The 26,103-nt window shown below is 51.5% G+C and carries 19 protein-coding genes; 2 read left to right on the top strand and 17 right to left on the bottom strand.

Annotation, left to right across the window (positions count from 1 at the left end; genetic code table 11):
• Nucleotides 1–48: 48 nt before the first annotated feature.
• The 10 genes from pglZ to AB5Z05_RS05970 all read right to left on the bottom strand — a co-directional run bounded on the left by pglZ (nucleotide 49) and on the right by AB5Z05_RS05970 (nucleotide 16,288).
• Complete coding sequence (pglZ, locus tag AB5Z05_RS05925; protein ID WP_368150498.1) at nucleotides 49–2,694, bottom strand: BREX-1 system phosphatase PglZ type A; 2,646 nt, start codon at nucleotides 2,692–2,694, stop codon at nucleotides 49–51.
• A gap of 220 nt (nucleotides 2,695–2,914) precedes the next feature.
• A complete protein-coding gene (locus tag AB5Z05_RS05930) occupies nucleotides 2,915–3,865 on the bottom strand; it encodes a hypothetical protein (protein ID WP_368150499.1) in 951 nt (316 codons plus the stop codon).
• Between the two features lie 39 nt (nucleotides 3,866–3,904).
• The gene (locus AB5Z05_RS05935; protein ID WP_368150501.1) at nucleotides 3,905–4,615 is read right to left on the bottom strand and encodes a DUF3944 domain-containing protein; all 711 of its coding nucleotides are present in this window, start codon (nucleotides 4,613–4,615) and stop codon (nucleotides 3,905–3,907) included.
• Between the two features lie 155 nt (nucleotides 4,616–4,770).
• A complete protein-coding gene (gene pglX, locus AB5Z05_RS05940; protein WP_368150503.1) occupies nucleotides 4,771–6,576 on the bottom strand; it encodes a BREX-1 system adenine-specific DNA-methyltransferase PglX in 1,806 nt (601 codons plus the stop codon).
• A 92-nt stretch (nucleotides 6,577–6,668) separates the two neighbouring features.
• Nucleotides 6,669–8,615, bottom strand: a complete 1,947-nt coding sequence (gene pglX, locus AB5Z05_RS05945) for a BREX-1 system adenine-specific DNA-methyltransferase PglX (RefSeq protein WP_368150505.1) — start codon at nucleotides 8,613–8,615, stop codon at nucleotides 6,669–6,671.
• 70 nt (nucleotides 8,616–8,685) lie between these two features.
• Nucleotides 8,686–10,437, bottom strand: a complete 1,752-nt coding sequence (locus AB5Z05_RS05950) for a DUF262 domain-containing protein (protein ID WP_368150507.1) — start codon at nucleotides 10,435–10,437, stop codon at nucleotides 8,686–8,688.
• Nucleotides 10,438–10,621: 184 nt separating this feature from the next.
• On the bottom strand, nucleotides 10,622–14,317 hold the full coding sequence (gene brxC / locus AB5Z05_RS05955) for a BREX system P-loop protein BrxC (RefSeq protein ID WP_368150509.1): 3,696 nt from the start codon (nucleotides 14,315–14,317) through the stop codon (nucleotides 10,622–10,624).
• A gap of 173 nt (nucleotides 14,318–14,490) precedes the next feature.
• The gene (locus tag AB5Z05_RS05960) at nucleotides 14,491–15,114 is read right to left on the bottom strand and encodes a DUF1788 domain-containing protein (protein WP_050664995.1); all 624 of its coding nucleotides are present in this window, start codon (nucleotides 15,112–15,114) and stop codon (nucleotides 14,491–14,493) included.
• Entirely contained in the window at nucleotides 15,111–15,710 is a 600-nt protein-coding gene (locus AB5Z05_RS05965) for a DUF1819 family protein (RefSeq protein ID WP_087756132.1), read from the bottom strand. The genes AB5Z05_RS05960 and AB5Z05_RS05965 overlap by 4 nt, the downstream gene beginning before the upstream one ends.
• Before the next feature lie 134 nt (nucleotides 15,711–15,844).
• Nucleotides 15,845–16,288, bottom strand: coding sequence for a hypothetical protein (locus AB5Z05_RS05970; protein ID WP_101617893.1), 444 nt, complete (start codon nucleotides 16,286–16,288; stop codon nucleotides 15,845–15,847).
• A gap of 512 nt (nucleotides 16,289–16,800) precedes the next feature.
• Here AB5Z05_RS05970 and AB5Z05_RS05975 point away from each other — a divergent pair.
• A complete protein-coding gene (locus tag AB5Z05_RS05975; RefSeq protein WP_368150512.1) occupies nucleotides 16,801–17,457 on the top strand; it encodes a hypothetical protein in 657 nt (218 codons plus the stop codon).
• A 39-nt stretch (nucleotides 17,458–17,496) separates the two neighbouring features.
• Here the strand turns inward: AB5Z05_RS05975 and AB5Z05_RS05980 are convergent, their stop codons facing one another.
• Both AB5Z05_RS05980 and AB5Z05_RS05985 read right to left on the bottom strand, forming a co-directional pair.
• The gene (locus AB5Z05_RS05980; protein ID WP_368150513.1) at nucleotides 17,497–18,135 is read right to left on the bottom strand and encodes an ADP-ribosylglycohydrolase; all 639 of its coding nucleotides are present in this window, start codon (nucleotides 18,133–18,135) and stop codon (nucleotides 17,497–17,499) included.
• 6 nt (nucleotides 18,136–18,141) lie between these two features.
• Entirely contained in the window at nucleotides 18,142–18,432 is a 291-nt protein-coding gene (locus AB5Z05_RS05985) for a DUF4258 domain-containing protein (protein ID WP_095593105.1), read from the bottom strand.
• A gap of 100 nt (nucleotides 18,433–18,532) precedes the next feature.
• Here AB5Z05_RS05985 and AB5Z05_RS05990 point away from each other — a divergent pair, with 100 nt between their 5' ends.
• Nucleotides 18,533–19,447, top strand: coding sequence for a WYL domain-containing protein (locus tag AB5Z05_RS05990; protein ID WP_095593106.1), 915 nt, complete (start codon nucleotides 18,533–18,535; stop codon nucleotides 19,445–19,447).
• Between the two features lie 92 nt (nucleotides 19,448–19,539).
• Here the strand turns inward: AB5Z05_RS05990 and AB5Z05_RS05995 are convergent, their stop codons facing one another.
• The 5 genes from AB5Z05_RS05995 to AB5Z05_RS06015 all read right to left on the bottom strand — a co-directional run bounded on the left by AB5Z05_RS05995 (nucleotide 19,540) and on the right by AB5Z05_RS06015 (nucleotide 26,074).
• On the bottom strand, nucleotides 19,540–21,633 hold the full coding sequence (locus AB5Z05_RS05995) for a dynamin family protein (RefSeq protein ID WP_095593107.1): 2,094 nt from the start codon (nucleotides 21,631–21,633) through the stop codon (nucleotides 19,540–19,542).
• 88 nt (nucleotides 21,634–21,721) lie between these two features.
• Nucleotides 21,722–22,558, bottom strand: a complete 837-nt coding sequence (locus tag AB5Z05_RS06000) for a hypothetical protein (protein WP_368150516.1) — start codon at nucleotides 22,556–22,558, stop codon at nucleotides 21,722–21,724.
• A gap of 24 nt (nucleotides 22,559–22,582) precedes the next feature.
• Nucleotides 22,583–24,100: a dynamin family protein gene (locus AB5Z05_RS06005; protein ID WP_368150518.1), complete on the bottom strand. Its 1,518-nt coding sequence runs from the start codon at nucleotides 24,098–24,100 to the stop codon at nucleotides 22,583–22,585.
• Nucleotides 24,093–25,745: a dynamin family protein gene (locus AB5Z05_RS06010; RefSeq protein WP_368150520.1), complete on the bottom strand. Its 1,653-nt coding sequence runs from the start codon at nucleotides 25,743–25,745 to the stop codon at nucleotides 24,093–24,095. The genes AB5Z05_RS06005 and AB5Z05_RS06010 overlap by 8 nt, the downstream gene beginning before the upstream one ends.
• A 164-nt stretch (nucleotides 25,746–25,909) precedes the next feature.
• Nucleotides 25,910–26,074 carry a DUF3283 family protein gene (locus AB5Z05_RS06015; RefSeq protein WP_368150522.1) on the bottom strand — a complete coding sequence of 55 codons (165 nt, stop codon included), beginning with the start codon at nucleotides 26,072–26,074 and terminating at the stop codon, nucleotides 25,910–25,912.
• Between the last annotated feature and the right edge of the window lie 29 nt (nucleotides 26,075–26,103).

Consider the following 26,103-nt stretch of genomic DNA (forward strand, 5'->3'; position numbering starts at 1 on the left):
AAGAAATTCGGGCTCATCACTGACAAATCGTCTCAACAATTTCCGGTATTAAAAACCGAAGTCGTTCTGGATCGCCAGATCAATGGTCACAGGGTAACGGGCCAGTTCAATGCCATCCTCATCATCTTCCAGCAGCAACAGATATTGTGCCTTGCGGTCAAAATCGGTACCAGTCAGCTTCAAACGAACATCCTGCTGGCGCTGCTCAAGGGTGCCGGAAGTCGCATCAAAGCTGAGCTTCTCGACAGCGGATACCCGCTGTCCATTGGCATCCATTACCACAAAACGCACCGTGCGCGGCTTGTGCCGTTCATCAACGGCATCGGTCTGCAAGAACCGGATTTTGTCGATGGCATTGACCAACTTGATAGGCTGATAGGCAGGCACGATATTCACCTTGATCTTTTCATGCTGCGCCTGCTTTTTCCCGCGTAGCTCCTGCACTTCCACCACCGGCACACAGATCTCCTGCAACATGGCCCCGCCATGCACAAAACGGGCACCGCCCACAAAATGGAAACGGCTTACCCCCTTGGGCAGCCAGAATCCGACATCGGAATCTCCGCCGACCGTGTCGCTGATCTGGCCCTGCCAGACATCTTCATTAACAGGCAACTGCCGTCCGATCAGATAGCGTTTTTTAGCCTCAAGCGTGCCAGAAGGCTCAGCCTGTAGTTGGGCTTTAACCCCACTTTCCGGCGCCTCACGCTGGAACAAGAACCCATGATCTGCCGTGACGATGACCCGGGTAACACCAAAACCATTGATGATCTTGCTGACCAGATTATTGAGCTCATCGATGGCCTGACGCACTGCCGAAAATGTTTGCTGCTCGGTCGCTTGCTTGTCACCGATGGCATCAATGACATCGTGATAGACATAGATCACCCGAGCATCGCCAATCGCTTCATTGGCCTGAGCGCGGGTCCAACCTTGCAGCGACTTCGCTGATATCGCAATGCCCCCCACTTTGGCCAAAATTGCGCTGCGATTATCTAATCCAGCACTACTTTGGCCATCCACCAATACGGTCGCACTCCCTTGTGCATAATCAATCTGCTGGTGGGGTAACAGGGCAGCCATCCCGAGCTGAGTGTAACTGGGCAACACACCCAGCTGACTAGTGATCTTGGCGGCAAAACGCTTGGCCTCGTTGATTTGCCCCTGCAACTCATGAGCCACCTCGTAGCGCAGCGCATCACTGATGATCACAAACTGCCGCTTTACCCCTGCCTGGGTAAAACGCTGCTTAACAACGGTATCGTAGAATCGTGCTTGTGTTGGTACGCCCAACTCCCAGCATGCCAGCAGTTGCTGCTTGGCCAGCAATCCATCCCATGCCAAGCCAAGCTGGTAGAGGTACCAGTTAACATAGAGATCTTCGATCTTGTCGGCTAAAGCGGCCAATACCTCAACTGCCTGCCCCTGCAAATGGAGTAATGCCTCGTTAAAGAGACGATATGCAGCATCAAACTGGAATAACTCGGTTTCATAAGCCTGATACATGGCCTGAGCCGATGAAAAATGAAAACCATCCGGGTAGTTTCTGCGCAGCTCCAACAGATTTTCAGCATGCAGCAGCGCCTGATAGAGATGGGCATACTTGGGCTCGAACCCGGGCCAAAAGCCCTGACGACGGCGCGAGATGAGCTGGCTAAAGTCGCTGCGACTCAAACCGAGATCGCCCCCCATCAATCCAGCAACCAACTCTCGGATCAAGGCCTGCTCAACCGCCTCAAAACTGGTCACCTCTGCCCAACACCAGACCTCTTGAGTCGTCAGGCTATTCAACCTGTTTGACAGCTCAAGCTGCGTCGCCACCTCTTGTGAAAGCTGGGCAAACGCTCCCCTGTGTTGTAATGAATCGCGCCAACCCGCCAGCAATGCCATGGCATTGGCTCGGCCGGTCGGCGTCACCAGCAACTGCGATTGCAACCAAGCCGGGCGCTGTTCCTGCTTGGTCACCTCCAGCAACTCATAACTCTCACTGGCAAAAAGCTTGCGGATAAACTCCCGCAAAGACTCCTTATTTTCTTCGGCGACCTGATAGCCATAATCCCGTTCTAACAACTGCCAAAGGCTCGGCAGCAACCCATGTTGGTCAAGTGGTGCCAGAGCATCTGCGGGCTCAAAGTGAGTATCCAACAGGCGAGCGCCTAGTTCCCTGACTACATCAGCAGGTTGAGCAAGACAGCCCAACAACACGCTGATCATCTTTAGATCAAGCGACAGCGAGTCTTCCACCCCACTGCGACCATCCAACCGACGCTTGAGGGCAGCGGTACGATCCTTGTTAGCAAAAAAGCTGCTGCGTGACGCGATATAATCACGCAACGCCATATTGGCAAGACCCAGCTCGTTGAGCAGGATCGATGCCGCATCGGCATAAAAAGTAGCGCTGTAGCGACGCATATCGAGCAGCCAATCTTTGGCTGCTGCAGGCTCAAGGCTTGGCCAGTAGAGCAGAAATGGCGTGATCGGCTCATCGAGTTCTATGCGCCTTCTCACCTGTAATTGGGAGTGCTGTGACATGTTGAGCACCACCACAGGCTGGCCTTCGCGGGTCAAACCGGCCTGGGGATCGGCAAGCTCTGCCAGCTGTGCAGTAAAGCTCTGCTCGGGATCATGCCAAAAGACGATCCGGCTCTGCTCGAATTTCTTATTTAGCCCGGTTTGGAGCTGGGTGATATCCATAAAAATCCGTCACGACAAGCCATTAGGCTCCGATTTACAACAAAACCATATGGTAATCGAAATGCTCTTAGAGTTCATGAAGCAATCCGTATTGGGTAGGGCCTGGAGTCATCGAATGGTCGCTTTGGCAAGCGCTACTCGCGGACTCAACCAGGTGGTAGAGAAGACAGGCCAGCCACCTCCCTGTCCTCTTGATAGCCTCTGACAACCCAGCACTATGTTAAGCTGTCACAACACACTCAAGTTGCTGTTTGCATAATTGCTGACTGTTGCCCAGCAGCAGCTGATTTTCGATAGAGTGTAACAGATTGTTAATATCTTTAAATTTATTAACCAGCAGATGACTACTGCGACTGGCCTTGCCGGTTAACCACTGATCATAACCAACTTTTGCCCATAACCGATAAGAGTTCAAAACAGACTTGTATTTTATTGCTGCCGACTCAACCAGTGCATCCGCATGATGATATTTACCAAGAGTGGTATAAAGTGCAGACTCCACATAGATTGATTTTGGCATGACATCCAATACACTTGTCACAAAATCAACAATCAATGCAGCATGTTCATCGGTAATTTTATTCTCGATTGCTTTACTGTGGTCGATCCAGCCAATCAGGTTCATCAAGAATGTACACAATTCGTTTCTTTGCTGAGCAAGTGTTGCCAATAATGGTGCAATCACCTCAGGGTATGCCTCGCTCTCTTTAGAAACAGCCAACATCTCATGGGCTGCCATAATACTACCCATATACGATGAAAGTTTTTCAAGATAAAAGAGCTGATTTTGAGTTTGAATTTCAACAGCGATTTTATCTATCGACGCCTGGATTTTATTGAGCTTTTGAGAGAGATAGGCGGTTTGAATCACTATCGCTGCGAGAATAATTCCGGTTGATAACCCGACCGCTAGGCCGATGCTTTTCTGCATGGCGGCGGTGGCTTTCATCAACTGCTCGACATTAACGCTCTGGCTGACATCTACTGTCATCTCTTTAAAGGGAAGGTGCTTGACAATACTCCCCGCCCCCTCTGATAGTTTTTTACCCTTGGCCCAATAAATGACGCCTTCACGAAGATGCATATGGCCAGTTTTGAGCAATTCAATAATTTCAGGGTCAACCTTTTCCCAATCTGGCACCATAATCACTTTGATCGTCTCTTCAAGCATCTTAATATCCTTGTGTTGTCAGAACTTGTGTTATCAGATTCAGTTAAACGGGTTACCGTGGCGATGGAACTCACGCAACATGGTGATATGGATAACGCACGGCAAGGTGACTCGTAGTGCAGGCCCCTCTACCACAGCACTGAATAATCCGCCAACTAGCCCAAGTGGACTAGAAAATAATAATGCTCTTGGCAGCAGCATAGCTCCAGCCGCAGCAGCCCCACCGAATGCCCCCGCTAGTACGCCCGATATCACACTAAAATCCCTGACCGTCCACTTTAAAGGATCGATATTATTCACTTGATAGTCATTCTTCATGGTTTTAATAAACGCTTCCCGTTCAGCCTGCGTCATCTTATCCATCTGCAACTCCAGCACTTTGGCTACTATCGCCTGCTCGAGGGTCTGCACATCACTGTGCTTGTCTATCGCGCAGCCAACGGATTTTGCAGTGAACTGCACAATATCCTTATACGCAGCCCCCTTTCTGGTCACGATATTTAATGCTGTCGAGTTGCCATATGTTTGCAGCTCAGTGCAGATGGCTTGCCAAGCCCGAGAGAAATCATGCTTGTTTGCTTTAAATTCGGGGTTGTTGGTCAAAGTTTCAGCCAATCTCGGCTTGCCATCACGATCAATAGTCAAATAACTAACCAGTGGCGCGAGTTGCTCATGGGTGCAGTGAGCAATAAATGCCAGATCTTCATCTTCTCTGTACTTGTAATATCTGCTTGCAATATTAATATCCATATTCACGCCACCGATTTATGATAAATATCAATAAAATACTACGCTCTCACCAGTCAAGTCCAAGGGATAACCCTCTACCTTGAACGACAATAAGCAAAATGAGAGCTGCCGCACAAGCGGCAGCTCTCGCCTTGATTTGATGGACGATAGGTCGATCACTCGCCCTTATCGCCGGTGATGGCTTTGACATCACTGAGCAGGGTACCGAACTTGCCGTAGTTGACCTTGACCCCGTCATCGAGATCCAAGGTGATGCGCATATCTGCATGGTGTTTAAGCTGGTCATCAAAGGCGCGCAGTTCACTAAGCTGCTTGGTGAGACTGTCGATCTCTTTGCCAATGCGTTTGGCATCGCTGGTACTGGCCTCGGTTTGCTGCAAGCGCAAGCGTTCGATACGTCCGGCCATCTGACCGAGCAGCGGCGTCACGTATTCGGTGCGCATCCGTGGCAAAGTCGCTTCGTTATAGCGGTGCAGATAGACCAAACACTCAAAGGCCTTCTCTTTGCCTGAACTAAACAGCCAGTAGATGGGGCGCTTCTTGTAAGTCTTGAGGTGGTCTTTATAGAACTGGGTCGAGAGATAACGGCGCAGGGTTTCACGGGAGGTTTCACCACCCTTTTTCACCGGCTTAATAGCAGCAAGGCAGAGGCTATCGGCAATAAATTGCAGGTTCTCTTCCAGGGTCTCTTTGCCCCAGACAGTGCATACAAAGGCTTCAAGGCGGGTGGCGACATCATCCGCAAACCAGCTATCAGTGCTCAGTGGCAAGATGCCGTCCTCATCGGCGGCAAAGGTGGCATAGGCCCCTTCTTCCACCAGCGTTTTAAAGCCCTCATTACCGGCATGGGCGTACACCAGCCCCTCACGATCCAGTGAATAGCGGCCCATCATGCAGCCGATGACGTAGGAGATCAGTTCGCAGATGGTGTCGGACTGCAGGCGCGCCTCGCGCTCTTCATCGGTGAGATTTCCGCCATAGCGATAGTGCGGGTTACATGTCAGGGTGATTTCACTTAGGGGGACTTCGGGCGTCAATTCATCCTGTAGGCCATAGGCATCGATAAAGAGGCGGTTGTTTTTCTCTTCAAGGCGCTGCACTTCCTGAATAGTTAAAATCCATTTATTGACTAATTTTTGATAGATGATTTTAAGCGTAGAAGTCTTATTATCTATCCCTAACAAATAATGCTTAGAAAAGCCCCACGACAACTCATTTGAGTCCCAATCATTTCTCGCCTCAAGAACCAATGTGTCGATGAACATTAACTTGCGTTCTATTTCTATAAGCGGAAGTCGAGAAACAACCCCACCATTGAAATCTAAAGTAGGTGACATTGCTGTTAGAAAATAACGTGAAACCTTTGAGTTTAAAAATCCAAGCAGATGATTTACATCTAACGCATCATTTGGAAAAAGCATTTGTCCTTTCGTATCAAACAAAAAACCACAACCATTCGAACGTAGAGAAAAATCCGCAGATGATAATGAAGACCATGTCAAACCATTTTGAAAATAATAATCTTGGTTCCAACACTTTGAGTTATTGGCCGTAATTTTCCCTGACAATAGGTCTGCTTTCTTTTTTTCTTTTATATCTGAGCCATCGTTTTCCCAGTTAATTACATACTCTTTATTTCCGTGCCACTTTCTGAAACCACCTCCCTTGTTATGTGGAAACCATTTCCCCTTGGAATGTGCGGATTCTTCACGAGACTTACAATTAGGTACAAATTTACTCGAGCACACTTCATACCAATATCTTAAAAAAGTATCATTATCCCCAGTTTGCAAGCCAGCTCTAAAAACCGCTTTTTCACTTAAGGGGGAATTGCTAAATGCCGCTATCGATTTCTCACTAATCCAATAAGCAATTGGATTCCCTGGAATCTTACCAAAATCCGCCGCTGAGGCACGGTAAAAATTTTTTTGCATGTCGTTTTTCTGTTGTTGTTGGCTCATTGGGCCACCTCTTCTCTTAAATAAGGAACTGTGTGGCTTGAACGCAATAAATCTCATGCTCGTAGCCAATACAGCCCTAAGCTGACACCTTGTCATACTTGTTTGTTGGTAGCATTGGCCACTTTAAACATCGCCGCTTTTTCTGCTTCCGAGTTGCCATCCACCAGACGGAAGTAAGCACCTTGATAGGTGGGCAGATGGGGCTGGGCCAGCACAAAGGCGGTAGTGGACACCACCTCGCCACCGATGCTGTCAAAGCCGCGCGCCCCCAAGTGAGCCATCCCCAAGATGGTATGCAGCCCCAAAATGCGGGCGCGTAATGCCTCAAACGAGGAGAGGAACATCCAGCTTTGCATGGTGATCATGGCAACCATGCCTGCAGTTGTGGTCAAGTCGAGATTGCGTTCGATAAAGATGGCGAACAGATCCGACTTGCTGTTCGGAAACTGCTTTTTGGCAAACTCTTTGAGCTCCGCATTCATGCCCTTGCTGCCCATATAAGGCGGGTTGGCAATCACCGCATCATAGCGTTTGGCCAATATGCTGGCTTGCTTGAGCAGTGGTAGCAATGCCTGAGCGGCCGGTTTTTGCATGGCATCACCACTGATGCTTAAGGTGTGCAGGGTAGCAGCCAGCTCGGTGATGGCTGGCGCCTGCTCGGCAGGCACCTCGATCAAGGATCCCAACGTTTTGGCAGACAGGAAACGCATGTGCAAATCGTTCAGCAGACCCAAGCGCGGGTCATTACTCGCCAAACTGGCCGGAGCAACAGCAAACAGATCCTGGCTTTGACCACGATCCCACTCGGCATTGAGGTTAAGGGCTTGCCACAGCTTGGGGATATTGAGGTGTCGGCTCTCCTGCAAAGCGTGGACGTTAAGCTGGATCTCCCGTGAGAAGAGACGGCGATCATCCTGACGGGCACGCATCAGCAGGGCGAAACCGGCCAGTTGTGCGGCGCGGTCGTCAATATCGAGGCCATAGAGGTTGTGGCTCAGGATAAGCGTGGGGATATCGCGGCTGCGGTAACCGCGCTCTTCGTAGATGCGATAAAGCAGGTTATAGGCTTCCACCAGAATATGGCCAGAGCCACAGGCGGGATCGAGCACCTTGATTGACTCAGGTTCAATACTGGCAGGGGTTAGACGTGCGTATTCATCCTGTACTTCAATAGATTGCTCACCGGGGAAGACAAAGTAAGGCATGACTGCGGGCAACGCCGAATCAGGATAGGTCTGCAGCCAATAGCGCCCAACCGAGTTTTGCACCAGATATTGGACGATCCAGTTAGGGGTAAAGAGCTGGGTGGCGGCGGGAATGTCTTCCGATTTCACTACCTTGCCGATCACCTCATCCTTCTTCTCACTGATATAGAACTGATAGAGCCAGCCAATCACCTCAACCTGAGTCCAGTCCTCTTCCGGTATTCCATCCACCAGTTCACGCCAGAATGCATCGGTTCGGGTCAGGCCGGTGGGCAGCAGCAACTCGGTCTCGTCGTCGATAGCTTCAAACAGAAATGGCATCGCCTGATGCAGGCGGTGGCACTGTCCGAGCAGCAGCTCACGGAATAACGCTTCTTGCTCGTTACCCGCCAGCATCAACTCGAGCAGTGCAGACTTATCAAGGGAAACACCTTCGCCCATTAAGGATTCGATCACTTCGGGTGCGCGGTCGAGCACTTCAAAGCCTTGCGGCTGAGTGGGGTGCGATAAGATACGCACCCCGTGTTCGAGGTAGCCCTCGTCGCTTTTGAGCTCCATAAAGCGGATGGCGCAAAAACGGTTAAACCAGGTATAGGCCATCTGCTCGATCAGTTGCGCAACGCCTTCGTTGGCCACCCGTGCTTGCAGACGGGTAACGGCCGGGGCAAAGCGAGCAGGATGGGTAAAACCCGCCACTTGCAGTACATCACCACTGATTGTTGGGGCACTAACGTCCTTGGCGGTGATACCAAACTCACCGGCTCGGGCTGTAATGGCTTTAATAAAGGCGGTACGCGCCCGAGGGGCGACTTTTTTCAGGTTGTTGGTGTTCATTTTTTTCTCGTTCTAGCGCCGGGCCATTCTTAATGGCCCGGTTAAGCCAACTCATTGGTAAGCCTATTAATCAGGCTTGCTGTGTTTGAAGAACATGGCGCAGTCGACCCAGCAGAGTTTCACGGCGCTCCTGATAAAACTCAGCAAATCCAAGCAGGGACTCAGGCAAGGTGTTGATGGCTTGTAACTGCAGATGGTTCGCTCTAGCGGCCGGATCTGGCCACATAATGGCGTACCACTCATGTGGCAGCTTTTCCCGCTTTTCATTGTTCAGGCTTCCTTCGAGAAGCTGTAGATTAGGCAGACAATTGGCCATTTGGCACCACTTTTCAATCTGCTCTTCATCGGAGATCCCCGCCTTTTTCAGCTGTGCGCGAGTAAAGCGACCTTTGGGAAAGATATGATCTACATGGAAGTGACGACTAAAGTCATGGCCGGGAAAGAGCAATGACAACAGCGCAAAAGTGCGGCGGTTGCCGTAGTCGAGTTCAGCCAAGGTTTGCAGCTCTTCTTCTTCAAAACGCAGGCTCTTGCCGCGCTCGGTCATCGCTGTATTAATCTCGGTGAGCGGGAATCCATGCTGACCATGCTCTTTGATTTTACTACGCAAGGTTGTCAACAGCGTATCGAGGCCACTCCCCCAGATGCCGGATTGCTTGAGGACTGAGCGGATCAACCACCCCCTCAGATCTTGTCTATCTGCTGCATACTCACTGCGAGTCAGGTAGCTGTCGCCAAGTTCACGCCTAAAGAGGTAGTAAGCTATCGGCAATAGTGCGCTATCGGCTCCTAGGTTGTAGCCATTAAAGCCAAAGCTGGCGAGCAGGTTGACGGCCAGTTGCAACGCCTTACGGATTGGCTCCCAGTTCTCCTCCAGCTTGGCCATATTCTCTTTACTGAAGTTTTCAACCTTGAAGCCGACACTGCCGATATCGCACAGCATCAGACCCGCTTTGAGCACCAGATCCTTGCTAAATGAGAAGCCATCACCAATTTGGTTGAGCTCATCCACCAATTTGTGGATCTCTTCCCGGGCGTCCAGCTTGCTCCACTGTGCCACAGCGATAGATAGCAGCAGGTCAGAATAGGAGAGCGCAGTCCCCCCGCTATTCATCCGAATAAAGATATTGAGAACCTTCTCCAGGCTCTGCTCTGACTCTTCGTAATAAGAGATTTTGTCTTGCAGATGGATAGTGCGATGCAGCAAACGCAGGGTATTGCGCGCGATTTTGCGGCTTTCTTTGTCCAGCTCGATATCATCTAGTTCATCGGTTAATTCATCTATATCAATAGCCATGATCCGACTGACCAGAAACCAGTGGTGCTCATGGTCTTGACGAGCCGCTTCCTCTTCACTCAAGAAACGAAAATCATAACGAGCTCCCCCTTCAACTTCACCGGCCACCAGCAAGTTAAGATATAGGCGACGCTCGATAAATGCATCTGGGCTGGACCACCACTTTCCCTGCGTCTTCCAGCTGTAGGATCCGCGCAGACCAATGTTGAGGGCTGTCATGCGCTGCTGACCATCGAGTACGGCAACGCGATCCTGCTCACCAATGAGATCAAGCTTTTCACAATGCACCCGATCACGCTGGTGATAGTGACGCATGAAGTCGTAGAACTGATACTCACGCTGGTGAGTAGACTTTATTTTCCAAAAGAGGAAGGTTCCGAAGGGATAGCCCTGCAGCAAAGAGTCGAATAACTGGCAAATTTGCTCTGGCTTCCAGACAAATTCGCGCTGAATTGCGGGTAAAATATAATCATGCTGCTCAACCTTGGTCAGCAAATCCTTGATAGTTCCACCGGCTTGGTACATGTTTTTATCCCATTTTCATTATTGTTATCTGCCCAATAGTTCGATGCTAAGCCAATTAAAGAAGGTCAACGATCACCCTTGACGTGACGGTATATCATCAAACAATCAGAACAGATGCTTGTTATTGTCGCTTTATTAGCCTCCCCTGTTGCTCTAATGAGCAACAGGGGAGGCTCTTGGGCTGTTATTTAATCCGCACCCGTTTGCCACCATCAATGGCCTGCTGCAAGCGGCTACGCAGCTTGCCCAGATAGGCTTCGATATCCTGCTCAGTCTCAATAAAGAGGTGGTTATCGCCCAGCAGCTCGGTGGGGGAGACCAGTTCGATCGGCTTAGGGGCGGGCTTAGGCTTGGCAACCGGCTTTTCAACAGTCGCCTGGGCACTACCGCTACTCGTCCCTGCGGCTGGCTCCTGGACCTGTGACGGCGCTGCTACGCCAACATGTCTGGCTGCTTCAGCACGGTCTTTTTCTGCCTGCAACTGCTGCGCACTGAAGCGGTTGATAAGCTCGATCACCTTGTCTTCTTCGTCATCCGCCTCTTTGACCAGACTGACCAGCTCATGGAGTGAGACGCTCTTGCTCACCCGCTCTTTGAGCAATACAAAGGGGCGCATGGCCTGATTTTGCAGATCGCTTGGCAAGTCACTGACAGAAGATTTGATTCCCATTTGGGTTCGCTCGATAGCCTGCAGGCTCACTACCCGCTGCTGCTCAACCAAACGAAGGTTAATCGCGCTAATCTGCTCAACCAAGGTGCCGACGTTACGCAACTTGGCATAGGGCTGCTTGTCATCGTGAATGGCTTGCAGCTGTGCAAATAGCGCTGCGGCATCCGGGTCTTGCTCAAGTGCATGACGGTTAGCGCGGAACTGTTCCCCCAAGGCGCGGTGCAGTTGCAGCCAGGTGTCAAACTGTCGGGTATAGAACTCTTCAACCTCTTCAAAATCTTCAGCAAAATCCTGCAAATCATTAGCCTGGGCACATAGCGCGTCGATCAGGGCATAGCTGTTATTGCCCAGATCCAGCAGGCCTGCCACCAGTCGTTTGCCACTATCCAACACGCTTTGTCCAGGGCAATAGCCTTGCTTTGCCTTGAAATCGAACTCTTGAAGCAGTTTCTGCCACTGGCTTAGCTCCCCTTGCAGCTTGCTCGCAAGCTCTTTTTCACTGCTATCGAAAGGTTTTTGGAAGATCTCTTTGGCAAGACGTGCAGCCTTCACAATCTGCTGCTCACTATGCTGGCGCACCCGGCGAATACGCAGACTGGTATGGCTGCGCACCGAGGTGAACTGGTCATAGCTGCGATTAAGTGGCAGATCGCCGTTAGGGGTCGATAGGGCAGCCTTACCCAGCAACACCAGATGGGCGACTTGCAGCATCACTTCATCACGGTTCCAGCCATAAGGGCGAGCACTGAAACGCTCGAGCAACTCTTTGAGGTAGACCGGCTTGTTGGCCTCTTCCGACACATTCAGGTAAAACTCAATTTCTTGCTTGGCACTGCTGTTCGGATCCTGGTCACCCAGATGCATGTTGAGCTGCGCCGTATCATCAGCAACGATCACCGCTTTAAGCTCTTGCATCGGGTTGGCACCGCAGCTTTTGAGCAAACTGAGCTTTTGGAACGAATTCTCGATCACGTAGCTATAGGCTTCATCGAGCATGTTCACGACACTGCCTGACTTGGTCTGTAGCTCGTTGCCAATAGCAAAGAACTGAGCCTGCTTCACCAGATCCTCAAACAGCGACTTGAGACGATTGCGGCGCTGAGTATTCTCCATCGCTTTTTCGGCCAACAGCTTCTCTTGTTCCGGCCGCTGGCTACGGTTGCTTGCCAGGAACTTCTCGGTTTTAAGCCAGGTATCAAATTCGTCCCATAGCCGCTTTTCATCAGGCAAGCGGATCACGATGCTACCTTGACCTTCCAGACTGAGCGCCTTGCAGCCCTGATCGTTGTAACCATCGAAGTTGGCATCAAGCGGAGAGATGACTTTGAGCACCAGATCAGTCTGCAAGCTGCCATCGAAAGGATGACCGTTACAGAAACGACTCACTGGATAGTCTTGTTTGTTGACAGGATAACGATACTGGCGGCGCCCTCCCATTACCTCATCAAAAATGACCTTCGACAGCAGACGTGTGATTTCAGTGCTCTCGACCAGAGTGTGTTTGATCTCCTGCTCGACCTCTTTCTCTTCGTTAGTGAGGAACACATATTCATCACCGTTGCGGGCGATCAGTAGTTGATTCTCCAGGCGCTGCAAGCTGGCCTCGATCCGTTTTCTGAGCGCCACTTTATCGGTATCAATCTCTTCGATTGAGAGGGTCACCAGATTATCGAGCGTGGACTTAACCAGATCGACATAACGGATCAAAAACAGTGACTTGAGGATGCTGACATCATAAGGGTCGAGGCTCTGTTTCTCAGCCGCCTGTTCGAAAATGCGTTTGACGTTGGTATCCAGAAACGATTCGATAGCCGGATAGAAGGCATGGAACGGCACCAATACCCCAACACCTTGATTCATCTGCTGACGCGCTGCATTTTGGAACGCATCCAGCAAAGAACGTTCACCACGAGAAAGGTGTTTACCTGTTGCCCCCACTTTGCGGATCGCTTCAAACACCTTCTGCACCAGCAAGTACTGATAGGGAATGAAAGGGTAGTGATCGACAAATTCGACGTTGTCGCGATAGTTCGCCAGCTCAGCTGTCGTAGTTGCATCAAACGCCAGCTGGTTGCGCAAGATATCGCCTTTCTGAATAAACAACTCAGCAAGCTGATCTTTAGCCGCTTCTGTTTTTTCGAGCAGACGCTTTTGGATGACTTCGTTGGTATTAGACGAGGAGAGGGAGATCCGGGTATGAAAACGTCCCTGGATTTTTGAGAAATCCTGCCCTTTTTTCGCGCTGAGATCGCCAAGTACGGCATCGATATCCTCTTGTGAGGTAACGATAACCCATGCACGTCCACCACATGCTGTCCCCAGATTCTCAGTGATGGTCTGGAGTTTGAGCATCATCTGGGTGTTATTGCCGATAAACTGACCGACTTCATCGACCAGGAAGATGATGCGTTTGCCATCACCCCCACTCTCTTGGGCACTGCGATCCAGATACTCCCGCACCCACTTGCAGAAGTTGCTGATATCGAGCGTAAACATGGACTCCAAGTTTTCCATGCTCTGCACCGAGGAGGCTTCCGATTGACCTGTGGCGTGAGCCCAGGCTTGCGCCATTTCATCGCGGCAGAAGCCATAAGCATCACGTTCCTCTTCCCAAGAGGAGCCAGTCAACTCGGCAAATTTGCTCTTGAACGCTTGATATTGATTACGAGCATCGAGCTCTCGCTCAAGGTGTGCAATATGAGGATGATCGGCGCAATAGCCGAGCCGCTCGTTAAACACCCGCAGGAACACTTTCAGGATGGCATCTTCTTTATCTTCAGTATCAGCACGACTGTCGATGTTAAAAAGAATCACCTCAGTTTGACGATTCACCGCTGCGTGAATATCGCTGTAGAGCAGGTTGTCACTGATCTTATCTTTGAAAAAATCGATAGCAACTTTGCTCTGCTCACCGTGAACGGCTCTCTGGTTACCCAACAGATAAGAGAGAATTTTGATAAAGTGCGATTTACCGGAGCCAAAGTAACCGGAGACCCAGATACCAATCTTACCAGCCACGCTGGGATCATCAGGATGGGTGACGCCTGGCAAATAGGTCTCGAAGAAATGGCGCAGATGGCGATCAAGTTCACGGGTCACCACATATTCATCCAACTCAGTCCAGATAATTTGCTCATCCAGCTGTTCGGCTTTCACCACGCCATTGATTGGACGATCCAGTTGTTTGGTAAATAGCTCTTTGATTTGCATCGATGATCCCATGTCTCTTGTTTGCAGGTTACCGTTCTTGTAGCGGTTTAGTGATTTACGTTATCGCGCCATTGGCTTACCAACAGCTGAGGTTCGAAAGTTTTTGTAACGAAACAACCCCTCTATGCCACTTCAGTCACAGCTCATTGGCCTATCTCTGGAAACCAAGGTGGCTATCCACCTTGGTATTTTGAAGCATGCGGCACTAGCTGGAACGCACGATAGTAATTGGCTGTTGCCACTTCGGCGCGATCCAGGTCAAAGGGATAGAGCTCAAGACCGTTGTATCGCCCTGGATAAAACAGCACCAGAGGGATCGCGCCCATATGTGCATGAAGAGCATTGAGCAAGCTGTGGCCACGAAGTAATGGCCAACATTGGCCAAGGCCGGACAACAGCACAAACTGCGGATTGGTCGGACGAATTTTGCTCATCAAATGCTGGGCAACACGCCCTTGCTCGAGCGGGCCTTTCAACGCTTTGGCCAACTCATCCGTCCCTTTTTTCAATTCCAGTTCAAAGGCCTTATCTAACAGCTTTCGTCCCTGCAACATGTCGAGTAGTTCTTCAAACAAGTTGAGGTGCAAAAATTGCAGCCCTTGCTTGCGCACCTGGAGCAGGCTTGATTCGAGATACTCGCGCACGATCAACTCAAATTGAGGCGGATAATCGAAGATATAAAATCCGATCTCCCCTCCCAATTCTCGGTTGTTCAAGAAACTGTCACTTTGCAAGCGCGCTTCTATCTGCTCCAAGCGAGCCTTAAGTTGCGGCTCACTATCCCACCGCACCTTCATCGTGCTGACTCCATCGCCTCATAGGCTTTTGGACAGCCCAAGCGCATCGACCATTCTCTCATTTCGGGTAACAGGTAAAGATTCTGCAATTTTCTCGAGCGACCAGACTCCAGATACCCAACATCTGCCAGGATCTTAAAAACGTTATTCCCCATTTTCTGAATTGAGCTCGCAGAAAATTGTTCAAGGCCATCAACAACCCGTTGCCGAGACAAAATAAATTCCTGCCAGTCATCGCTACGCAGTGATTCTCGATACATGCGCCTAGCATCAGAAACAACCGTTGCCATAAAATCGCCTAGAACGGGAGACTGACATATAGTTGCCAGCAGTAACATCTGCTTTGCCAGGTCATCAGACACCTGCAGCAATGCAGTCCAGAAATCCTGCCCCATCGGCTCAAGTCTTTTGCGAAGAGTTGATGCCATCCGCTTAGCACTATGCACAGAGGTTTTTTGCAATGCGTTTTCGTTAACAATGGCATCACTCCAGCTCACTTCATCCGGATGTTGTAGCAGTAGTTCAGCAACCACTCTGCTCTCACGCAACATGATACTGCCACCGATGATGTCGCCCAGATATGCTTTGGCCGTCATAACTACTCTCTAATTCGACAATGGGTTCTAAGACGCGGTTATCATACGCGAAACGAGCCACATTGCCTTTAACCAAGCGCACAGTTATCCCTCTGGGGCTGCCTGAACGACGACAACTCCCTCATTTTCGATGGTCATTGCCCCAACAAGACTGGCGGCAGGCTTTCACCACTGCATTTCAACTGCCCCAGAGCGTTGGTTCTACAGACGGTACCGTCGGAAGCACGTAAATTGCCGAGGCTATCCTCACGCCAGATCACCCGCTCCCCAGTTTTTGGGTTGCTACCACGCACATTACCCAATGCATCTTCACGGTAAGTTGTTCCATCACTGCCCTTGAGGTTGCCCAAGACATCAGTTCGCCAGGTGATGCCCGAGCCCGAATCCCTGATATTGCCGAGAGCATCCTCACGCAGGACGCCCTGCTTGCCATCATCACACCGGTAGTGGGTATGGCCCAACGCATCTTCCCGATAGGTGCAGTTGGCTGCCAATGCTGTTGATTGCAGCAGCCCAAGCAGCAGAGCGGCCAGCGACAACTGGGGTTCTGCTAACCAAAAACCGGTTCGGTTACTCATCGCATGCCCTCTCTGAGGTGGTCTCGGCTGACTATACCGGGCCTGCCGCGCAGCTTCGATACTGGGGTTTTGCACATGTCGTGTTTTCAGGCGGATGCGGATATCGCTAAAAGTCTGTGATCGAGGCTGCGCCCATCAATATCGAACCGTGGTAGGCTAAACCAAATGGAACTTTTTTGGGAAATATCATGCCTATACCACCACCTCCATTTACCTTTCGTTGCCCTCAGTGTTGCTGGCACAAGACGGTTGTTCCCAAGAGCGACGTTATGGTACGTGGCCACACCTGGTTTGAGACCTGTCCCGAGTGCCACCATGCCCCACTGGAAAAATCGTCGACCACCATGGTGGAGCTAGCCATTGCGATGTTGAAGGGGGTCATCCGAAAGTAGCCGCTGTTATTACCACTTGCTATTCCAGCCACTTCGTCACCAACCAGATGATCAAACAGCGGGACAGGGAGCATGGTTGCCGAAGCTGGGCTATTCATCTGATTGAGAAGGAGATCATCGTTGAATTTTGAACAGTTGAAAACTCGTCACCGGATGCTGCGTGAAGACTCTCCCAGCAATCTCAACCTGCGAGTTCATCGTGCCTTAAGCTGGCTTCAACGCGCTGAAATGGCCGAAGATGAAGATGGCCGCTTTATCTTTCTCTGGATTGCGTTCAATGCGGCTTATGCCACTGAAATCGATGACAATCGTCGCCTCTCGGAACAGGAGACCTTCAAAGGCTTTCTGGAGAAACTGTGCGACCTGGATGAGCACAAAAAGATCGAACATCTGGTCTGGCAGGAGTTCTCTGGCAGTATCCGCATACTGCTGGACACCCCGTTTGTACTACAAGGCTTCTGGGATTATCACAGCGGCAAAATAAGCGAATCCCAGTGGAAGGAGCGGCTGACACAAGGCAAGAAGATGGCAAACCAGGCACTCGCCAGCGGCAACACCCCGCAGTTGCTGGGCGTGGTGTTTAACCGCCTCTATACCTTGCGCAACCAGTTAATCCATGGTGGTGCGACCTGGAACAGCTCGGTCAATCGCAAACAACTGAAGGATTGTGCCAACCTGCTAGGCAAACTGGTGCCGGTGATCATCGAGTTGATGATGGCCCACCCAGATACCCTGTGGGGAGATGCCTGTTATCCGGTGGTTGAGCTGGCTGGTTAATCAGCCGCAAGATGGCGGGGCAGCAGCTGCCCCGCAGCTTCAAGCAGTCAGATCTGACAGATAGAAAGCACCGGCCAGCAAACCATAGACCAACCGCACCCGCTCATCCCTGCCCAGCAGCACACCGAGTAGCACTTCTCCGCTTTCCAAATCATCACCATGCCAGAAGCACCATAGGGCTGCCTCCACAACATCCAGCCAGCTGGCATGGCCCAGCTGATTACGTGACTTGCGCCGCCAGCTGCCGCGTATCACGGCGCAGCTATTCGGGGAGCTGGTCGCCAGCGCCCGCTGCTCCATAACGCTTACCGTTAATCCATCCAGCTTGGCCTGACGACTGCCATGCCCTCCTCGCAATAATTTTTCGAGTAGTAGCGCCAACAGACGCAACGCATCCAAATCTTCAAAACTGGCATCCTCCCCAAGCAAACTGGCGGTACCCTCCATCAGTTGCTCACGCCCTTGGTAGATTGGCTGTGAAGTGCGATCCAGCCGATGTTGCTCGACATGGATAGCCAGTGCCGTCACCACCATCAGCGGTGAAGTCTCACCCTCTTGGTGATACGCGCCTTTGGCAAGCAGAACGGTCAGAGCCCTAGCTCGCTCGGCTGGTAGTAGGCAATAGATCCCCCTGATCAGTGGCATGGCCGCCTGATCCGATAACAGTCTTGAGTTCATAGCGCCTCAGTGACGATCGCGTTTGAAGTGGGTGGTTTTATGACAAACGGTGACAATCTCACCGTCTTGCAGAACCAGATAGTGACGGCGCAGCCGCTGGCAACATTCCGCGGGCAATCCGCCTCCGGTTTGCAACATCGCCAATCCTTTGCGGTCGAGATAAACCAGTTCGCGCCCCTGGTGATAAGCAGAGCGTCCGATGTTCAGCAGCATATCCACCAGCTCGGGTGCAATACCGCACTGCTGCATCCGGCACGCGGCGTGATGGCTGTACGCACTATCCAGCCTCCCGTTCATGACATGTTCCTTTGGCGCTCATTTCGATGGACTCATTATATGTAGCCTGTATACTCATGCCGATACTGGTTACATAAACATGTCGCATTTTGGAGCACGTATGTCACCCAAAGAGCTCACCTGGGATCAAACCCTGCGCTTTCGTCTGCTGGAAATCGTATTACAGTGGGAGGGACGGCTGACCACCAATCATTTGATGACCGCCTTCAATATCGGTCGCCAACAGGCCTCGCGGGATATCAACCACTACCTGATCCACTACTCACCGGAAGGGTTGGTCTATGACAGAAGCCTGAAAGGATACAAACCCACAGAGCACTTTGTCCCGCGCTTTAGCGAAGGCAAGGTGGACGAGTACCTGATGCTGCTACACCGTGAAAAGCAGCACCAACGCCAACATGACGCGGGGCTGTTGACCCTGCCGCTGATGGATCTGCGCTACGGCCATATCGAGATCCTGGATGTGCCAAACCGCCATATCGACCCGAAAATCGTGCGCGGCTTGGTGCAAGCGGCGCGCGGCCAACTGCGGGTCGATGTCGATTACGTATCCCTCAGCTCAGAGGAGCAGAGTGGCCGCAATATCGTGCCTCACACTCTGGTCTATGACGGGATCCGCTGGCACGTACGTGCCTACTGCGAGAAGAAAGGGGAATATCTGGATTTTGTGATGAGTCGTTTTCGCGGGGAACCGGATCTGCTGGATGCCTCCCCCCACGGCCGGGATCAGGATCTGGAGTGGAACTCCCAAGTGACCGCCATAGTCGTTCCCAATCCTGGGCTCAGCGAGGGACAGCAGGCCATCATTGCCAGAGACTATGCCATGACCGGGAGCCAGCTGTTGATCCGCCAACGGATCCCCTTGGTTCATTACGCATTGGAACGGATGCAGGTGAGCTATAACGGCGAACACCAGCAGCATCCCCTGCTATACCCGCTGGTGCTGGCCAACCGGGAGGAGCTAATTCAGCAAGGATGTACCTTCAAGCTCAAGAGCGCGGATTTGCAAATTTAAAAATGCAAAGGGCGCATGGCTCCATAACTAAAAATGTTGAGATAGAGAGACTCCCGGCACTGCCGGGAGTCTCTTCATTCAGGTTATAGGATTTAGATTGTGCTGAGTCGAGTCAGCAATTCATCATAATCGGCCAACTCCTGCTCCTTGTGCTGCAAGCCTTGGCGTACTTGATCCAGTTCTGACCGAAGATCCCGGGTCAGCTCCTCCTTAAGAGAGGTCTGCAACGCTTCCAACTGAGCCAGCACCTGATTGATCCCCTTATCCAACTGTTTTTCCAATCGGTCAAAGACATTTCCCAACGCTTCGTCCAGATAGCGGCGAAGCCTCTCCATCTCGTCACGTTCCTTGATCTGACCCGAGAAGGGAATGATCGAGGTGGCATCCCCAAGCGAGAGCCTCAGGGTCGGCATCGACAGGCGATTGATGGCCCCCTCCAGGGTGCTCCTGAACAGCGCGGGATCGAAGTGATCGCTCTTGGTATCCAGATGCTTGAGCAGAGCCTTGCGCAAACTACTTTTAAGCTCGTGTGGGGAGATGAGACGGTTGATATGACTTCGCATCTGATCAGCACACTGAGCACCGAAGTCACGCACCTGTTCTATGGCATCGGCCGCATTGAGATAGTCATAGCTAACAGTGTCGGTATAGTACTCGGTTCTGGTGCTACCCCAAGTCCAGGGTTTATACCAGGTCGAATCGCTAACCTTGTATGATCTGGTCACCTCTTTGGTGCCGCTGCGAGTCTGGATATTTCTGAAGCGACCGCGATCACGGGCCAATTGCGACAGCATTTCCCCGCTATCCTTGCGCGCCCTTGCTGTCACACTTTCGACAATGGCTTTAAGCTCATCGGCGATGGCCGAAAGTCGCTGATCGCAGTTTTGCTGCTGCAGTGCCAGCGACTGCAGATCCTGGGTCTTAAGCAGGTGGATACGCTGCTTGATCCGCTCGGCAAAACCATTGCGCCACTCGATAAGGCGCTCTTGTATCTCTTGTTCAAAACCCTGCCGTTGCAGCTCCAGCAGCGGCAGGCGATCACAGCGTGCCTGTTGATAGGCCGCTTTCAGCGCATCGAAGTTCGCCAGGCGTTGCCATTGTTCGGTTGTGATGGGCTCATCCCAGCACTCCTCGGCCATCTCCTGCAACTTTCTGTGGGTATGGCGCATGCTGTCACCCCAACGTACCTCAGGCCAAGTGGCGAAACCGTAGGCAAAGGTGCTGGCAAACACCGGCAGTGCTAATTGCTCCAGCACCTTGGCGCGCGCATCTTGCCCCCGCTCGCGGCTCTTTGTTACCAGTTCGGTCACTGTCTCCGCAGCCCCCCGCTGCAGTCGACGGCGGATATTGTTGTCGGTTTCATCCAGCGAGCTGCGATCGTAACCATCATCGAGGATGGCCGAATCAAACTGCCCCGCAACCAACACTAGCCGCTTCACCCCCTTGCCCGGCAGTTGTTCGCCTAGTAGTCCCACATCCGACTTGTCGAGGAACTGGCTGCAGCGGGATAGAAAGAAGACCACATCACAGTTGGCCATATAGTCGCGGGTCTTCTGGGAACGACTTTGCACCGGATCGTTCAAGCCCGGAGTATCGACCACCTCAAACCCTTTGAGCTGCTCATCGGGCAGGGTCAGCATGGTGGACTTGACCAGAGCGGTGTAACGACCATTGTTACCGGCATACTGATTAAGCAGTCCCTGCAACCCCGCCAGATCGTCGGCATAGAAGGTCTCACAATGTTCTTCGCCACCCATTCTTTGCCAGTGCTGCGTCAGATCAATCCCGGATGCCTGCCCCATGGCCACCAGCTCACGGGCGACCTTGCTCTTGTCCCCTTCCCCTGCTTGATTGGCCTGGCTCACAATCTCGTTCCACTCCTGCTGGCTGTAATATTCCACCTGCAGGCTGTAACGCTCGCCATAGACCACCTTGGTCAGATTCGCTGTCTTGGGTGTGGCTGCCTCAGGCAGGATCGGGCGACCATCAAACAGCAGAGCGTTAAGAAAAGTACTCTTGCCCGCCTTGACCTGTCCCATAATACCAATATTGAGGGTCTGCTCCTGCATCTGCCAACGGGAGAGCTTGCTCTGATAATCGGTGTAAATGCCTTTTAACCCTTCTTGTTCTTGTTCAAAGCGGGCTAATATGGATTTCTGATGGGAAAGAAATTTAAATGTTTCCATCTATTCAAAAGTATCCTGTGCATCTAAGACTTAATAAATATGTGTGACAACACTTGCAAGTGTTAATATAGTCACAGCACAATAGCTATTATATTTCTTCACTATCAAAAAACCTACGCCAAGTTGATAAGCCATTTGGATATGGGATCATACACAACGCCGGAGCCTTTCCCCCAAAAGACCAAAGTTTACTAGAGAAATTTTTTATTGGAGCATATATGCTTACTAACAGACCTCGTGGAAACCTCACTTTATTCACACAGTAATAATAATTGTAACTGATGCCAGCATCTGAAAAGTAACTAGATATTGAACCACCCGTGTAAAACTCATTTTCATTATAAATCTTACCTGGTTTAAGCGAAAAAGAGATGCAATTAAAATTGCTAAGAATATCTCTATCAGATTTAAGAACACATTCTGCGTAAACTATTTCATGCAAGTCAACATTGGTTTCATATATTGATAGGGGTTTCCCTTGAGTTAAGTAATCGAACCAAAACACGAGGTTTTTTGCTTCACGCTCAGTAACCCCTAAAACTGTAAACTGTTGTTCTATAAGTGTAATTTTGGTAGAATCGAGAGGGCTATCAATACGCAGCAGCACCAGTAGATCGAATAGATAAGCTTTGGTCCTTTCTTTGTCCTCTCTTAAATAAAGCAGAATTTCTTTGAGCTCGTTATGCTCCAGGGCATTGGCTTGCTGCATATAGAAGCTGGCCGAATGATCGGTCTCCATAGAGGTGATCAGCATATCGAACAAGCGGCTGCGAGCCTCACTCAATGCTCCTACCTCTAACAAATTGGCCGCCAGCAAGGTGAGATAACGATCTCGCGCCAAGGGCGTTTCGTTCGATAAATAATGCTCATCTAGGGGATCAATCTCAGGTCGGACCCTATCCAACATCTGTAATAGTTTATTCATTTAATCAATTCCTTCTGGAGTGCGTCAGGCTTGCAGCACCTGTAAGGTAGTAGCAAGGGGGCTATCACGGCACAGCAAATATTCACGTCGTGCTAGAGGCATATCTTGAATTAGGAACAGCCACTGCTTGGCAGCGTGCTTATTTCGGCGTAACAGATGATCACGATGCTCCAAAGGTTGCTTACGAGTTAGCGGCAGCCAGAATAAGGAATCCCATTCTGTCGCAGGAATATCCCACTCCCTCATCAATTGCCAGAGCATATCCGAGAGCTGAATAGAGCCAAGATCCAGCAGACTTAGGGCATCCGGCTCCGGCAGCGCAATGCCGACCCTATCCCCTATCTGTTTAAGTTGGGTAAAGAAGCGGTCCTGAAGATCGGCCAGTGTCTGCGCCAGTTGCTCCAACTGTTCGAGCTCGCCCTTGCAATTGCGCTGCACACTGTCGATATCGACCTGCACGTCGCCATCATCGCTCAGGGCGAGGATGCGGTTGAACTTAGCCAGCAGCCGCTGCGCCTCCTGACGTTCCTCGTCAATAAAACGTTGATAGCCCATAAACTGGCGCTTGAACTGCTTGGCAAAACCCAGCTCCCGGCTCGCCTCATTCCATTGAGCAAAGTAGTCCATCAGTGGCCCCGCATTGAAGCCGGTACGGGGACGGGTCGAGAATGGGAGCACATCGAGTACCGACAGACCGCGTTTGGCCAGCGTTTCCCTCACCAACTGCACTATATTGGCAATCTCTTCCGGCGGGTGCTTGTCGGCGCGGCTCACCACGATCAGCTTAGGAATGGCGCGATCGAGAGAGGCGAGGAACGCAATATCCTCCTCGGTGATGGTGCCCTTGTCGGCCGGCACCAGCCAGAGGATAAACTGGGCACTGCTGAGCTGGGTTCTGGCTACATTAGAATCCGTCCGTTCGCCACTCGCCTCATCCGCCTTGCTGTAACCCGGCGTATCTAACAGGGTCAGATTGGCCCACGGCAGTGCTGGGTGAGCGACTACCACCGACTTGAGCAGAGTGCTCACCTGACTACCATACAGCTCCTTTTCATCATGAGTGATGGTACGAAACTGGGCATAAGTGAGGGAGACCTTGCGGTTGAAATGATTAATGGCATGCACCCCAACCTCTTCCCCCAGCCCCTGCACCAGATAGGTAGGCAGCGAGGTGGTCGGGGTCAGCTCAGTCGCCAGACACTTGCGATCACCTATCAGCGCATTGATCAGCGACGACTTGCCGGCACTGAAACTCCCGCCCAGCCCGACCACCACCTTGCTGGGGAGTTCGGGGTACTCACAAAACTCCCGAAAACGCACCATCTCTTGGCGAAGGGCATGGAGCAGATCGGCAAAATTGTCCGGGCTTCCCCTGCGAGCCAGCGCTGGCAGCTCATGCTCGATCAATTGCTCAAGGCACTGCAACTGCCCTTCCAACTGCAGCTCCGCTCCCTGGGGGGCGGCGTCACAGACCTGGCAAAGCAGGGCATAGCGCTCGCGAAGGGTTTGCTCATCGAGCAACAACCTAGTGTTATCACTCATGACCAAACGCTTCCACCTTGGTTAACAGAGCAGCCAGCTCGGCATGCTCTTGCTGCAAACGGGCCTTGTTGGCATTATCGTTGGCCTGCTCGCTAGCCAGTTGCTCGGCCAATTGCGCCAGGGACTGCTGAAAATTGCGCAACTCGCGCTCGGCTTCTCCCTTGACCGTGGAGATCACCTGCTCAATGCCCTTCGCCAGCGCCTGCTCAATTGGATCTTTAACCTGAGCAAGGCAATCAGGGATCAAGTTGCGGAGCACATATTGACGCACTTCTTCCCGCTGTTCCCGTCTCGCCACCTCTTTGGCGGCATTATCAAACAGCGAACCCAGGATGGTTTTGAGGATTGGGGCAAAGATCATCAGTGCCGGAATACGGGTCAATGCTGCCATGACCAGTGGCAATAGATTGCCGATCACATCCTTGAGCAAACCGCCATTCACACTATTGAGCTGGAAGTTATGGTCAAAACTCAGCTCACCGAATTCTCCCTCCGTCAGGCGCTCAAGCTGACTCAGCTTGCTGCTGATAAGCGGTTTGAGCCGCTCCTCCACGCCAGTGGCATAAGCCATGCGTAGCGCAGTCCCTACCACGCCATTGATATCCCCGTGGTGGAGCAGATGGCCTGCCAGGGTGTCGAGTTGCGAGTTGAGCCGGCTAGCAAACTGATCGCAAACAAACGCCGCTAAGGTGATGACCTGGGACTGCAACTGCTGTTGGGTCTGTTGGAGATCCTGCTGGAGACGCTCCTTATCCTGATGGAGTTGTGCCTGCTTGCCCTTAATCTGCTCGATGGTGAAGTTCTCGCTGTTGAACAGCTTGTTCAGATGGGTCATCAAGGTTTCAAGATGTCGCTCAAATTGGCTGCCGACACGTTGATGGAAAAATTGCTGGTTAAGAGGAATGATCTCTTGTAACGCATTGGCCCACTCCTGTGGCTGTTTGCGTTGAGCTTTGCTGACCGAGAGCAGAGGTATGCCGGTAATGGATTCGATCTCACCCTGTACCTGAGCCAGTACGCTGGCAACATCTTCCGGCGTCTTCTTATCGCATTTGGTCAGAATCAACATCATCGGCTTCTTATAAATGGCCAGCTCTTCGATGATCTTTTTAAGGCTGTCTTTGAGTCCCCCCTCATCGACACTGACCACGACGCAATAGGCAGAGCTGCGCTCAAGATAGTTGTCGATAGCATTGGAATGTTGCTCAATACCGGACTCCCAACCCGGCATATCAACCAGGGTCATTCCCCCCAGCTTGGCAAGTACTGGTGAGGGTGTGGCGACCTCTACCCAACTGCTGGCAGTGATCTCGCCAAACGCCTGCACTTTAAGGGCTTCGCGATCAAGACAGACATCTGACCTATTGGAATGATGCAGCGTGATGGCTTCAGACTCCGCATGGCGAAGCTCGGTCGGCAGACAGGTCTCCGGATTGACCGCGACCGATAGCAGGCTATCACCCAGCAAGAAGTTGATAAGAGAGGACTTGCCAGCGCTGAATGAGCCTATAAGGGGAAGGCGAACCGAAAACTGGTTTAACTCGACCTCCAATGCCGCCAGCTCCTCAGTAGGGAACTCGTGGGCAGACCAGAGCACCTGGAGACGGGGAAGACTTTCCTTGAGAAATACCTGTTCGTTGAGCATATGAACCTCATAATTTATAGATGGCGACTTATCGCTCTAACCCATTGACGAACATACGATAAGCGTCTTGTGGAACCATCATACAGAGGAACCATGATCCTTTTAAGGGGTGTATAAATTCACATGTCACATTTTCAGGCAGAAGTTGGCTCAACCTCCCACTTTTACCACACCCCCCGCTCCCGAACTCTCTCTTGGCGTGGTTTTGGCTCACTCACGACCACGGCCAGCTGGCCGTTGCGCTCCTTCCATACCGCATATGCGGCGGCCTTCTCGACCTCGACCCGTTCTTGCTGCTCTTTCGGTAGGGCACACAGATTGTGACTCATACTGACCTCTTTGTTATTTGTAGGCGCCA

This window comes from Aeromonas sp. R2-4 (genome assembly GCF_040908365.1).
GTDB lineage: Bacteria > Pseudomonadota > Gammaproteobacteria > Enterobacterales > Aeromonadaceae > Aeromonas > Aeromonas veronii.

Bases quoted from the DNA above. Each gene is read 5' to 3' on its own strand.
- AB5Z05_RS05995 (WP_095593107.1), bottom strand. From the start codon at position 21,633: ATGGAAACATTTAAATTTCTTTCCCATCAGAAATCCATATTAGCCCGC.
- AB5Z05_RS05965 (WP_087756132.1), bottom strand. From the start codon at position 15,710: ATGACGGCCAAAGCATATCTGGGCGACATCATCGGTGGCAGTATCATG.
- AB5Z05_RS05950 (WP_368150507.1), bottom strand. From the start codon at position 10,437: ATGTACCAAGCCGGTGGAACTATCAAGGATTTGCTGACCAAGGTTGAG.
- brxC (WP_368150509.1), bottom strand. From the start codon at position 14,317: ATGCAAATCAAAGAGCTATTTACCAAACAACTGGATCGTCCAATCAAT.
- pglX (WP_368150505.1), bottom strand. From the start codon at position 8,615: ATGAACACCAACAACCTGAAAAAAGTCGCCCCTCGGGCGCGTACCGCC.
- AB5Z05_RS05990 (WP_095593106.1), top strand. From the start codon at position 18,533: ATGTCACCCAAAGAGCTCACCTGGGATCAAACCCTGCGCTTTCGTCTG.
- AB5Z05_RS05970 (WP_101617893.1), bottom strand. From the start codon at position 16,288: ATGAGTAACCGAACCGGTTTTTGGTTAGCAGAACCCCAGTTGTCGCTG.
- AB5Z05_RS06015 (WP_368150522.1), bottom strand. From the start codon at position 26,074: ATGAGTCACAATCTGTGTGCCCTACCGAAAGAGCAGCAAGAACGGGTC.
- AB5Z05_RS06000 (WP_368150516.1), bottom strand. From the start codon at position 22,558: ATGAATAAACTATTACAGATGTTGGATAGGGTCCGACCTGAGATTGAT.
- pglX (WP_368150503.1), bottom strand. From the start codon at position 6,576: ATGAGCCAACAACAACAGAAAAACGACATGCAAAAAAATTTTTACCGT.
- AB5Z05_RS06005 (WP_368150518.1), bottom strand. From the start codon at position 24,100: ATGAGTGATAACACTAGGTTGTTGCTCGATGAGCAAACCCTTCGCGAG.
- AB5Z05_RS05930 (WP_368150499.1), bottom strand. From the start codon at position 3,865: ATGCTTGAAGAGACGATCAAAGTGATTATGGTGCCAGATTGGGAAAAG.
- AB5Z05_RS05980 (WP_368150513.1), bottom strand. From the start codon at position 18,135: ATGAACTCAAGACTGTTATCGGATCAGGCGGCCATGCCACTGATCAGG.
- AB5Z05_RS05985 (WP_095593105.1), bottom strand. From the start codon at position 18,432: ATGAACGGGAGGCTGGATAGTGCGTACAGCCATCACGCCGCGTGCCGG.
- AB5Z05_RS05935 (WP_368150501.1), bottom strand. From the start codon at position 4,615: ATGGATATTAATATTGCAAGCAGATATTACAAGTACAGAGAAGATGAA.
- AB5Z05_RS05960 (WP_050664995.1), bottom strand. From the start codon at position 15,114: ATGAAGGTGCGGTGGGATAGTGAGCCGCAACTTAAGGCTCGCTTGGAG.
- pglZ (WP_368150498.1), bottom strand. From the start codon at position 2,694: ATGGATATCACCCAGCTCCAAACCGGGCTAAATAAGAAATTCGAGCAG.
- AB5Z05_RS06010 (WP_368150520.1), bottom strand. From the start codon at position 25,745: ATGCTCAACGAACAGGTATTTCTCAAGGAAAGTCTTCCCCGTCTCCAG.